At 67.5% G+C, this 11,760-nt stretch carries 11 protein-coding genes; 4 read left to right on the forward strand and 7 right to left on the reverse strand.

Annotated features, from left to right (window positions below):
* The first annotated feature begins 9 nt into the window (after positions 1 to 9).
* Positions 10 to 738: an SDR family NAD(P)-dependent oxidoreductase gene (locus DK368_RS09020; RefSeq protein WP_114393613.1), complete on the forward strand. Its 729-nt coding sequence runs from the start codon at positions 10 to 12 to the stop codon at positions 736 to 738.
* 221 nt (positions 739 to 959) lie between these two features.
* Here DK368_RS09020 and tenA read toward each other — a convergent pair whose 3' ends face one another.
* The 5 genes from tenA to DK368_RS09045 form a co-directional block, all read right to left on the reverse strand.
* The gene (gene tenA, locus DK368_RS09025) at positions 960 to 1,658 is read right to left on the reverse strand and encodes a thiaminase II (protein ID WP_114393614.1); all 699 of its coding nucleotides are present in this window, start codon (positions 1,656 to 1,658) and stop codon (positions 960 to 962) included.
* Positions 1,659 to 1,661: 3 nt separating this feature from the next.
* Complete coding sequence (locus tag DK368_RS09030; RefSeq protein WP_114393615.1) at positions 1,662 to 1,976, reverse strand: ferredoxin family 2Fe-2S iron-sulfur cluster binding protein; 315 nt, start codon at positions 1,974 to 1,976, stop codon at positions 1,662 to 1,664.
* A 106-nt stretch (positions 1,977 to 2,082) separates the two neighbouring features.
* Positions 2,083 to 2,706: a molecular chaperone DnaJ gene (locus DK368_RS09035; protein WP_114393616.1), complete on the reverse strand. Its 624-nt coding sequence runs from the start codon at positions 2,704 to 2,706 to the stop codon at positions 2,083 to 2,085.
* Positions 2,707 to 2,781: 75 nt separating this feature from the next.
* A complete protein-coding gene (locus DK368_RS09040) occupies positions 2,782 to 3,882 on the reverse strand; it encodes a cysteine desulfurase family protein (RefSeq protein WP_114393617.1) in 1,101 nt (366 codons plus the stop codon).
* 22 nt (positions 3,883 to 3,904) lie between these two features.
* Positions 3,905 to 4,369, reverse strand: a complete 465-nt coding sequence (locus DK368_RS09045) for an Rrf2 family transcriptional regulator (RefSeq protein WP_114393618.1) — start codon at positions 4,367 to 4,369, stop codon at positions 3,905 to 3,907.
* Between the two features lie 435 nt (positions 4,370 to 4,804).
* On the opposite strand from DK368_RS09045, the gene DK368_RS09050 reads away from it, so the two are divergent.
* Positions 4,805 to 5,467 (forward strand): alpha/beta hydrolase, encoded by a 663-nt coding sequence (locus tag DK368_RS09050; protein ID WP_114393619.1) that lies wholly within the window; start codon positions 4,805 to 4,807, stop codon positions 5,465 to 5,467.
* A 73-nt stretch (positions 5,468 to 5,540) separates the two neighbouring features.
* Here the strand turns inward: DK368_RS09050 and DK368_RS09055 are convergent, their stop codons facing one another.
* The gene (locus DK368_RS09055) at positions 5,541 to 6,626 is read right to left on the reverse strand and encodes an anhydro-N-acetylmuramic acid kinase (protein ID WP_114393620.1); all 1,086 of its coding nucleotides are present in this window, start codon (positions 6,624 to 6,626) and stop codon (positions 5,541 to 5,543) included.
* An 81-nt stretch (positions 6,627 to 6,707) separates the two neighbouring features.
* Here DK368_RS09055 and tyrS point away from each other — a divergent pair, with 81 nt between their 5' ends.
* Together tyrS and DK368_RS09065 are read left to right on the forward strand one after the other, a co-directional pair.
* Positions 6,708 to 7,976: a tyrosine--tRNA ligase gene (gene tyrS / locus DK368_RS09060; RefSeq protein WP_114393621.1), complete on the forward strand. Its 1,269-nt coding sequence runs from the start codon at positions 6,708 to 6,710 to the stop codon at positions 7,974 to 7,976.
* Between the two features lie 221 nt (positions 7,977 to 8,197).
* Positions 8,198 to 8,425, forward strand: coding sequence for a hypothetical protein (locus tag DK368_RS09065; protein WP_114393622.1), 228 nt, complete (start codon positions 8,198 to 8,200; stop codon positions 8,423 to 8,425).
* Positions 8,426 to 8,437: 12 nt separating this feature from the next.
* Here the strand turns inward: DK368_RS09065 and DK368_RS09070 are convergent, their stop codons facing one another.
* The gene (locus DK368_RS09070; protein WP_155524528.1) at positions 8,438 to 11,617 is read right to left on the reverse strand and encodes a YhdP family protein; all 3,180 of its coding nucleotides are present in this window, start codon (positions 11,615 to 11,617) and stop codon (positions 8,438 to 8,440) included.
* Between the last annotated feature and the right edge of the window lie 143 nt (positions 11,618 to 11,760).

Consider the following 11,760-nt stretch of genomic DNA (forward strand, 5'->3'; position numbering starts at 1 on the left):
GAGCCGCCCATGACCTCTGCTTCCCAGCCCCGCCGTCTCGACGGCCGTGTCGCCCTTGTGACCGGCGCCTCCCGCGGCATCGGTGCCGCCATTGCCGAACGGCTGGCCGCCGAAGGCGCCCATGTGGTGCTGGTGGCCCGCACGGTCGGCGGCCTGGAAGAGGTGGACGACCGCATCCGCGCGGCGGGTGGGGCCGCCACCCTGATTCCGCAGGATCTGCTGGACGGAGCCAAGCTGGACATGCTGGGGCCGGCCATCTTCGAGCGGTTCGGCCGTCTGGACGTGTTCGTGGCGGCGGCCGGGCTGCTGGGCACCATCGGTCCCATCGCCCATGCCGACCCCAAGGACTGGGACCGGGTCTTCGGCGTGACGGTGAACGCCAATATGCGCCTGATCCGCACCACCGACCCGCTGCTGCGCCGGTCCGACGCCGGGCGCGCCGTGTTCCTGACCGACCGCTACGCCCAGACGCCGGTGGCCTATTGGAGCGCCTATGCGGCATCCAAGGCGGCGCTGGAAATGATGGCCAGGTTGTGGGTGGCGGAAACACAGGGCAGCAGCCTGCGGGTCAATCTGCTCGATCCCGGCCCGGTGGCCACGGGTCTGCGCCAGACGGCTTTTCCCGGCGAAGACCCGGCGACGCTGCAGACGCCGGACATGGCGGCCCGGGCCATCGTCGAGTTCTGCGTGCCGGCCTGTGATCTGAACGGGGAGCGCGTCGACCTCACCCCCGTTTGATTTTTTTAGGACCGCGTGATTTAGGTCACAGTCGGAGCGGCGATGCCGGGGCTACAGTTTCCTCACTGACGTTTCCCCGCTCAGTGTTCGGATGGGTCCCCCCTTCTTACCCGTCCGGAAAAGAAGCCCGACTGGCAGGCCCGCCGCCCCCCAACGGCGGGCCTTTTTTTGTCTGCACGGGAGCAGTGGAGCCATGATGGACATGGCAACGGACCGGCCGCTCAGCGTGCCAGGGTCCACCCCATGTCCCAGAAACCGGCCTCGAGCCGGCTGGCCGAATCGAAGGTTCGCAAGAGATCGGGGAAGCGCGCAGCCGCCCCACGCCGGTCGCCGAGGCGGTCCAGCAGCTCCACCTGCGCCCGGGCCACGGCCCGATAGTCGGGATCGGCATACATCTCGATCCAGGCCCGGTAAGGATTGCCCTCCAGCCGGGTGGCCGGGTCGGCCATCAGCGCCGCCGCGATGTCGGCATAACCGATGATGCAGGGCGCCAGGGCCACATGCAGATCCAGCAGGTCCCCGGACAGTCCGCGTTCCAGCACGAAGCGGGTGTAGGCCAACGTGGCTTGCGCCTCGGGCGCGGCGGCCATGGCCGCCTCATCAAGGCCCCAGCCGGCGCAGTAGCGCACATGCAGCCCCATCTCCAGATCCAGGATGGCGGTCATGGAGCGGGAGGCTGCCCGCATATCCTCCAGCGTATCCGCCTTGTAGGCGGCCAGGGCGTAGGCGCGGGCGAAATGGATGAGGAACAGATAGTCCTGGATCAGATAATGGCGGAAGCTGGCGTCGGGCAGGCTGCCGTCCCCCAGGGCACGCACGAAGGCATGATCCACATAGCTGTCCCAGGAGGACCGGACGGCGCGGCGCAAACGGTCGAACAGGCCGCCGGGCGTCGCCAGATCCTCCAGGACCACGGGCATGGGTTACTTGCTGCCCGGAACGCGCACCACCAGACCGTCCAGCTCCTCGCTGATGCGGATCTGGCAGCCCAGGCGCGAGGTCTTGGTCAGGCCGAAAGCCAGATCCAGCATGTCCTCCTCGTCCTCATTGGCCTCGGGCAGCACATCATACCATTGCGGATCGATGATGACGTGACAGGTGGAGCAGGCCAACGACCCCTCGCACGCGCCTTCCAGATCGATATTGTGACGACGCGCCACTTCCAGGATCGACAGGCCGAGGGGGGCATCCACCTCGCGGCGGGTCCCGTCGGTTTCAATGAACACCATCTTCGGCATTGCGCCACAACTCCTACAGCCGAACAGCCGGCAGCCGGCCCCATCAGAAATCGCGATGTTGTTACGAGCGGGCGTGCCGCAAGTCCAGTGCGGATTGCACAGCCCGTCAGGGCGCGGACTTCGCGCTCGACAATTCCGCCCGGCGACGGCGGGCCGTCTCGGCAGCCAGCTGCATATCCTCGGCCCGGCGCAGCAGATCCGCCGCCTGATGCAGATTGCCCAGGCGGAAGGCCGTGGACAGGTCGCGCAGCACCAGTTCCAGTTCCAGACCCAGCCGGGCGGCGAAACGATCGATGGCGGTCAGATCGACAGCGACGGCGAGATCGATGGACCAGTCGGCCCGCGGCGGCGTCGCCGGCAGGTTCTGGCCCTCGATCTCCAGCAGGTGGCGCGCACGCGTGATCGGATCGCGCAACATCACCCCGGCCTGCTCCAGAGCCGTGCGCTGGCGTTCAGCCAGTTCCCGCTCACGCGGGCCCTTGCCGGCGAAGCGGAGCGGATCGAAAACGCGACTGAGCCCATGCACCTGACGGTCGAGATCCGCCTGGGCCAGATCGAAACGCCGGGGCAGGTTCAGACGGGTGAAGGCATCGACCGACGCCGGGGGCTGGACACTGCCGCATTGATGGCAGAACAGGGCGCGCGGGCTCACGGCCTTGCCGCAGAACCAGCAACTGCCCAGATCTCCTGCCAGCACAGTCGGGCGCGAAACGGATGGATCGGTCATCATCTGCAAGGAATGTCCATTGCCGAGCCGGATGCAAGCGCGTTTCCACACGCCCTGCCGCCGTGCAGAGTTAACGGGTCAGGCGGCACGACGGCTCCGTGCGCGCATGGAAAGCCAGGTTGAGACGAAACGGTCGATGTCCTCCCCCTTGCTGCTCCAGCCAAGACTGACGCGGATGGCGCTGGCAGCCAGCCCATCATCCGCGCCCATGGCGCGCAGTACATGCGACGACTTGACCTTGCCACTGGAACAGGCGGCACCGCTGCTGACGGCGATACCGGCCAGATCGAACTGCATCAGCTGGCTCTCCGCCCCCACCCCCGGCAGAGCGATGCAGCTGGTGTTGGCCACCCGCGGCGCCGCCCGGCCAAAGATCACCGCTTCGGGCGCGGCGGCCAGCACTCTTTCCTCCAGCCTATCACGCAGAATGGCAAGAGCCGCATAGCCATCCAAATCCCGCCGGGCGGCCGCAGCCGCAGCCCCGAACCCGGCGAGTCCGGCCACATTCTCCGTTCCCGCCCGCTGCCGTCGCTCCTGCCCGCCGCCACGCACCAGGGGATCGAGGTTGATCTGGGGTGCAACCAGCAATGCTCCGACGCCCTGCGGCCCGCCGATTTTGTGACTGGATACCGTCAACAGGTTTACCCCTGACGCCGCAAGGTCAAGGGGAATTCGACCGGCCGCCTGGACCCCGTCACTATGAAGCACCCCGCCGGCTGCCCGGACCAGTGCTGCAACCGCCGGCAGGGGTTGCAGCACACCAGTTTCATTGTTGGCCGCCTGGACGCTGACCAGGGTCGGAGCGCCAACGGACAAGGCGCGTCGCAATGCCTCCAGATCGATCAGCCCATCCGGCCCGACCGGCAGGCGCTCCGCCTCGGGAGCGGCTTCCAGCACCGAGGCATGTTCCGTCGCCAGCACCAGCCGCCGACGCATCCCCGACACCCGCAGGGCAAGGTTGTTGGCCTCGGTTCCGCTGCCGGTGAAAACCACCCAGGAAGATGGAGCGCCGACCAGGGCGGCGACGGCGTCTCGGGCATCCTCCACCAGCCGCCGGGCCTTGCGCCCCGGCCCATGGACGGAACTGGGATTGCCGGTGAGATCAAGCGCCGCCAGCAGGGCGGCCCGGGCTTCGGGCCGCAGCGGCGCGGTCGCATTCCAGTCGAGATACAGGCTCATGCCGCCATCCACGCCGGTTCCCCTACTCAGCCGCGATCGTGGCGGCCCTGTCGTCGGCGATGCGGGCCGGACGGACACGCCGTTCCAGCACATCGGCAAGGCTGACGGAGGAAAGATAAAGAAGGATCTGGTGATCGAGCTCTTCCCATAGGTGATGGGTGAGGCACCGTGTCTTGTCGCTACGGCAACCCTTGCCCTCCCCGCCGGCGGCGCAGCGGGTGGTCCGGATCGGCTCATCAACGGCGAGGATAATGCTGGAGACCGGAATGGCCGCGGGATCGGAGGCCAACAGGTAGCCGCCACCGGGACCACGCACACTGCGCACCAGCGCCGCCGTGCGCAGGCGGGCGAACAGCTGTTCCAGATAGGACAGGGAGATCTCCTGGCGGTCGGCGATCTCGGCCAGAGCAACCGGACAGCCCTGGCTGTGCTTGGCCAGATCCACCATGGCCATGACAGCGTAGCGTCCCTTGGTGCTCAGCTTCATCAGTCCCTCCGTTCGGCCCTTATCGCCCGGCGCTCCGCCCCGCGGAACGTGTCCCGCACCGACGGCCGGAACCGACGCGTTCCAGCCGCCGCGCGATCCTGTCCGCCCCCCCACAATGTCGCGCGAAAGATGCTTGAATTCAGCCGCTCTCGCCGTGATATAGTCCCCCGCCCTGACCGGACCACCCGGCGGCGCCATCCATGGGGGGCTCCCTCCACCCGGGCAGCGTCGCGTCATGGACCGGGACTGTCCCGGATCCGGCCCGGAACTGGCCCGGAACTGGCAATGCCGCCATCGGTTGCGATATAAGATGACCTACCTACATGGTCAAGAATTGCACCTTCAAGAGTCGTCGCCCCTCATGGGGCTTGCAAAGGAAATATGCAAAGATGCAGGCTGCGGGCTCTTGGCGACGTCTGACCCGGGACCGGTATAATGCCTGACGTGATCATCAACGGGCCTGCTGGCCGGATCGAAGGCCGCTATTCGCACGGCAAGATCCCCAACGCCCCCGTCGCCCTGCTGCTGCATCCGCATCCGCAGCATGGCGGGACGATGAACAACCGCGTCGTCTATACCCTGTTCCATGCCTTCACCAAGCGTGGCTTCTCCGCCCTGCGCTTCAATTTCCGTGGCGTGGGACGCAGCCAGGGCAGCTATGACCGTGGCGAGGGGGAACTGTCCGACGCGGCCAGCGCGCTGGACTGGCTGCAAACCTACAACCCCAATGCCAGCAGCTGCTGGATCGGCGGCTTCAGCTTCGGTGCCTGGATCGGCATGCAGCTGCTGATGCGCCGACCGGAAATCGACGGGTTCCTGTCAATCGCCCCGCCGGCCAACATGTTCGATTTCAGCTTCCTGGCACCCTGCCCGGCATCCGGCCTGATCGTGCATGGCGACCGGGACGAGGTGGTGCCGGAGGCGTCGGTGACCCGGCTGGTCAACAAGCTGTCGAGCCAGCGCGACATCCGCATCGAGTACCGCAAGGTCGAAGGCGCCAACCACTTCTTCAACGAGAAGTCCGACGATCTCGGCCGCATCGTCGACGCCTATCTGGACACGGCGCTGGGCACCAGCCAGCCGGCGGCAGTCGGGTAATCCTGCCGCACCGGACGTTTCCCTGGCGGGCGGCCATCGTCGCGATGGCCGCCCGTTTCCTATCAGGGCCGTGTCAGGTCCCCGGCGCCGCGTAACGGCCACCGGTCAGGGGCTGCGGCACGCCCGTGGTGCCCGGCAGTGACAGGGGCAGCCCCAGACGCGACCGTACCGCCAGATAGGCGAAGGCCTCCGCCTCCAGCGCGTCGCCATCCCAGCCCACGGCCTCCACCGGCGCCACGACCGCGCCCAGACGCCGGGCCAGCAGCAGCATCAACGTCCCGTTGAGACGCCCACCACCGGTCACCAGCCAGCGCCGCGGGCGCTGTGGCAGATGCGGCAGTGCCGCGGCCACACTGGCAGCCGTGAAGGCGGTGAGGGTGGCGGCCCCATCCTCGGCCGACAGCCCGTCGACAGCACCGGCGGACCAGGCATCCCGGTCCAGGGACTTCGGCGGCGGCGCGCTGAAATAGGGATGGGCCATCAGCCGGGACACCATGTCCTCGTCCACGCGCCCGCGGGCGGCCAGCCCCCCATCGGCATCGAAGTCCCGGCCGGTGTGGCGCAGAACCCAGTCATCGATCAGGGCATTGCCGGGACCGGTATCGAAGGCCAGGACATCCAGCGCCCCCTCGCCCAGCCAGGTGACATTGGTAACGCCGCCGATGTTCAGCACGGCCACAGGCCGCTCCAGACCGGTGGACAGCGCCTGGTGATAGAGCGGCACCAACGGCGCCCCCTGCCCGCCCGCCGCCACATCGGCGCTGCGGAAATCACAGACGACGGGAATGCCGGTCAGCCCGGCCAGCAAAGTGCCATCCCCGATCTGCCAGGTCCGGCGCTGCTCCGGCGCATGCAGGATGGTGTGGCCGTGGAAGCCGATCAGGTCCACCCGCGCCGCCTCCAGGCCGGCCAGCCGCAGCAGGGCGACCACCGCCTGGGCATGCAGTTCCGTCAGTTCCCGCTCCACCGCCGCCACATCGCCGCGTCCGCCGAGCGCGCCGCGCAACCGCTCGCGGAAGGCACTGCGGTAGGGCACGGTCAGGCGCTGACCCGACCGCTCCACCCGGCCTCGCCCGTCTGTGCGGATCAGGGCAGCATCGATCCCGTCCAGCGAGGTGCCGCTCATCAGACCGAGCGCCAGGGAAAGTCCGTCTTGCATTGTCTGGGTGGTGTCGTTTGTCCGTGGATGTGCTAACACGCCCATCCTTTTCCAGGCCATGCAAGCAACAAGGTGAAGGCCATGAGCACGACCGTTCCCGCATCCGTGAAGTCGGACTTCCTGCGCGTGATGCTGGAGCGCGGCTATTATCACCAGTGCACCGACCTGGACGCCCTGGACAAGAAGCTCTGCGACAGCGTGGTCGTGGCCTACAACGGCTATGATGCCACCGCCGACAGCCTGCATGTGGGCCATCTGCTGCCCACCATGATCCAGCGCTGGCTGACCAAATGCGGTGGCCGCTCGCTGCTGCTGATGGGCGGCGGCACGACCAAGGTCGGCGATCCCTCCGGCCGCGACGAGACGCGGCAGATGCTGACCAACGACCAGATCAACGCCAACATTGCCAAGATCCGCACCGCCTTCGACCGCATGTTCAGCTTCGGCGACGGTCCGGGACAGGCCACGCTGGTCAACAATGCCGATTGGCTGGACAAGCTGGAGTACATCCCGTTCCTGCGGGATATCGGCCGGCATTTCACCATCAACCGCATGCTGACCTTCGATTCGGTCAAGCTGCGGCTGGACCGGGAGCAGCCGCTGACCTTCCTGGAATTCAACTACATGATCCTCCAGGCCTATGATTTCGTGGAACTGCACCGGCGCTATGGCTGCACGCTGCAGACCGGCGGTTCCGACCAGTGGGGCAATATCGTCAACGGCGTCGATCTGGGCCGACGCATCGCCAATGCCGACCTGTTCGGCCTGACCTGCCCGCTGCTGACCACCGCCAGCGGCGCCAAGATGGGCAAGACCGCCGCCGGCGCCGTCTGGCTCAATGCCGACCGCCTGCCCGACTGGGATTTCTGGCAGTACTGGCGCAACACCGAGGATGCGGATGTGGGCCGCTTCCTGAAGCTGTTCACCGAGCTGCCGCTGGACGAGATCCGCCGTCTGGAGGCGTTGCAGGGCGCGGAGATCAACGAGGCCAAGAAGATCCTGGCCACCGAGGTCACCCGGCTGGTCCGTGGACCGGAAGCGGCCGAGGCGGCGGCCGAGACCGCCCGCCGCACCTTCGAGCAGGGCGCCCTGGCCGAGGGGCTGCCCACGGTCGAGGTTCCCGCGTCCGACCTGGCTGGCGGGCTTCCGGTCTATGGTCTGCTGGCGACCGCCGGTCTCGTCGCCTCCAACGGCGAAGCCCGCCGCCAGATCAAGCAGGCGGCGGTCAAGGTCAATGACCGGCCGGTGAGCGATGAGTTTGCCACGGTCAGCGATGCCGACCTCACCGCCGATGGCGCCATCAAGCTTTCGGTGGGCAAGAAGCGCCACGCGCTGGTGAAGCCGGTCTGAGCGGGGCTGCCATGCGACAGCCTGTCCGGCCCCGCGGCCGGACAGGCCCTTGCCGGGGTTTGCGGCGCGCCCATATTGCAGCGTAGAATTCCATCAGGGCGCCGGCCTTTTCGGCGCCCTTTTCCGTGGCGACAGCCTGTCCCGCATCCTGCCCGACGACGCCGCCCCCGTTCGGACTGTCCGCCCCCGGCGCGGCAGCCCCACCCGCATGGAGAAGCCCCATGTCAAAGAAAAAGCCGCACGTCGAAACCGGCAGCGTCCTCTTCGATGTCCTCTACCAGGACGGCACCCGCACCTCGAACCGCAAGGTCCCGGCCGCTCTGCTGGGAGGGCTGGATGGTGACGACCCCGCCCGGGGCTTCATCGAGGAACAGGACCGTAAGATCGCCGAAATGTCCGGTCATCCGCGTGGCCCCATCGCCTCCATCTCCCGCTCGTCCGGGCGCTGACCGGCGGCATATCTAGGGGCGAGACTTGCCTTTCTCCGCCGCAGGCTTATCCCCCCGCGGCGCCGGTGTTTTCTCTTTTTTCCGTGCCTCCTCCCCGGCTGGCTCACCCAGGAAGAACAGGTTGCGCAGGAAGCCGGGCGCCAGGACGGCCAGCGGGTTGACGCCCACGCTGAGATTGTCCAAGGGACCGGTGACCCGGTAGGTGGCGGCGAACAGGCCCTGGCCCTCGCCACCCACCAGGGCTTCCCCCAGCAGCGGGATGACGCCCAGCAGCTTGTTGAACGTGCTGAAGGGCACGATGGTGCCCTGCAGGTCGGCCTTGTCCCGCTTCAGATCGATATTGCCTTCCAGGGTCAGCCCCACCTGTGAGCCGGAGGTGCGGATCTCGCGCAGGCTGATGCCGCTGTCATACCAATGGAAGGCGCCGGTCAGCTTGGTGAAGCCCATGGGCTTGCCGGCCATGAAGTCGGCGAAGCCCTGGGGACCGGCGGCGGCGAGAATGCGGGCCAGCACCGGCGCATCCTGCACCTGATAGTCGGTGACCTCCACCGTGCCGACGACAGTCTCCTTGGGATCATCCGGCGAACTGCTTCCCCGGACGGTCATGGCGCCTCCGCGCACCTGACTCAGCACGCCCAGTTCGCGCAGGGTCGCCCCGGCATCGTCGGTATCGACGCTGAGCGACAGGCTGTGCCCATCGGGCACATAGCGCACCCGGACATGGCCGCTGTCGCTGACCTGGGCATCAAGTTCCGTCCGGCGCCAGATCCTCTCATCCCGTTCCATACGGCCGACGGCACGACGGATCGTCTGCCCCTCCTCGCCCGTGACGACCTGGTCGAGATCGAAGGTGATGTCGAGCGGGCGCTGCTTCTCCGCCTCAGGCTCCGCCTCGGCACCGGCTGCCGCATCCTTCTTGCCGCCCCGGAAGGGACGGGCATCGAAGGATTGTCCGCGGACATCGATGGCGAGGCCGCCATCGGGGCGGTCGCGCAGCTCCAGGCGGGCATTGCTGCTGCCCAGGCGGAAATTGTCGAGCACCAGGTGCTTGAGGTGGTAATCGCGGGCATCCAGTTCCAGACGCCCATCCGCCCGCAACTCCGCAGTCTGCACCTTGACCGACGGAAACAGCAGCGGCTTGCCATCGACGAAACGGATCGACGCCTCGGCCCGGCCGGGCAGGCCCGGCCGCTTGACCCAGTTCAGCACATCGATGCGCACCGTCGAAGGTGTCAGGTCCAGTTGCGCATCGATGGTCTCCACCCGGGCACCGGGCTTTCCGGCCCGGATATAGGTCATGTCGATGCCCGCCGGCCCGTTGAGCCAGTCCGGAAAATCCAGATTGAAGCGCGCCCGTTCGGCATCATTGGGCATGGCCTGCACCCGGACCTGGGTGCCGACAGGTGCCTCGGCCGGAAAATTCTCGTCCCAGGCGACCGTGGCCGGCACGCCATTGAGCTGGGCCGTCCCCTCCACATGCATGGCCTTGCTGTCGACGCTGAGATCGAGTTGGCCCTGTGTCGCCCTGATGTCGGCGACGATGTTGTCGACAGCCACATCCGTCAGCTTGGCGGTTCCGTCGACCTTGACATCGTCCATGGTCAGGCGGGCGATCAGCGGAAAGGCGAAATGCAGATCGGCCTTGGCCGTGCCGCCCACCTTCTTCGGCGTGAGATTGACCTTGCGCGCATAGCCCAGCGGCTCGTGGTCGAGCACGGTCAGGGCGGAGGATATGGGGCCCGAGAGGGGAATCCGGATGTCGATGGCCTCGTCGGAGGTGTCGAGACCATAGATCAGCACCCGGCCGGGTCCGGCCTGCATGTCCAGAAGCTTGCCGGATGTCAGGCTGATGTCGAAAGCCTTGCCGTCGAAGGTCGCCGTTCCCGCCACATCCCGCGCCGGTGGCAGCGGCTTGCGGTAATGCACCGTGAACCCGGACAGGGCGAAGCGCCCCTGCATCCGGGTCGGGTCCACGGCAAAGGGGTCATCGGCCGGCGCCGTTCCGTCCAGTTCGAAGCTGGTACGGTCGAACACCCCGTCGGTCATGTTCTCGACCATCCAACTGCGCACATTGGCCCCGACACCGGCCGGCCAGAGCCGGGCCAGATCGGCCATGGGCAGATCATCCACCTCGGCCTTCAAGGCCAGGTCTGTCGTCTCCGCCTCCCGCTGCGCGGTTCCCGACACGATGAGGCGTGGCCGGCCGAAATCCAGCTCGAAACGGTCGAGGCTGAGGCGCCGCCCGCCTTCATCCAGGCGGCCCGTGAGCTTCAGGCCATCGAAGGCGACCGGTGCGGGATAGCGCTCCGGCAGGATCAGCTGTCCCTTGCCGCCGGACAATCCCAGCACGGCCGAGCGCGGGACCAGATCGGGACCAGCCTCCACCGTCACCGACCCGGCCAACGACACCTCCAGCGCCCCCAACGGCGCCAGCACCGGCGCCAGCACCGCGAACTCCGCCGGGCGCAGGTCGGCCACGTCCAGACGGACGGAGTAGGTGCCCGTGGCGATGCTGTAGGCGATCTCGGCCGCCATCTGGTTGATGCGCCCGCCCAGATCCACGTCCAGCGCCGCCTCGCCCCGCATGCCGGCGGCATTGCGACGAAGGCTGAGGTCGAGTTTCGGCGCGCTCCAGGTCAGGCCGATCTGCCGGTTGTCCACCTCCAGCCTGGCATTGGTGATCCGAAGCTCCGTCAGCGCGCCCAGCGGATCAAGCGGATCAGGCGGCCGGCGCAGTGCGTCCACCAACTCGTTGACCAGGCGGGCACCCGCATCCGGGTCCAACTCGGCCTCATCCCTGCGGACATCGAGCCGGAATTCGCCGCTTTCGGTCCGCTGGGCATAGAGCCGCGGTTCCACCAGTTCCAACCGCGTCGGGGCCACCCGGCCATGCAGCAGGCCGGGCAGCGACAGGTTGAGGCGAAGCTCGGGAATGGCCGCGACCACACCGCCCGATGCGCCGAAGGCCGTGACCTCCCGCGCCCGGATCTCCAGCGGCTGACCGAATCCGGCCCACCCCAGCACGGTTCCGCCGATACCGATCCGCACCGGCGACTGCTGGTTCAGTGCCTGCTCGACATAGGGGGTGAGCCACCCCACCTCCAGCGGCTGCTGCGTCAGACGCCAGGCGAGCAGGCCACCGCCAAGGACCAGCATACCCAGCAGCCCGGCGACGATTTCCAATGCAATCAAGGCGGACCGTTTCAGGATCATCGTGTGTTCGGCGCGCCTTCCGGATAGGCTGAAGCGGGTTCGGCGGCAGAGTTACACCTGCCCCGTCCGACGTTGGCATAGCCCGGTACGCCCCTCATGTTCAATCCTCAAAGCCTCCCTGC

It is taken from the genome of Oleisolibacter albus, from assembly GCF_003336875.1.
Lineage (GTDB): Bacteria > Pseudomonadota > Alphaproteobacteria > Azospirillales > Azospirillaceae > Niveispirillum > Niveispirillum album.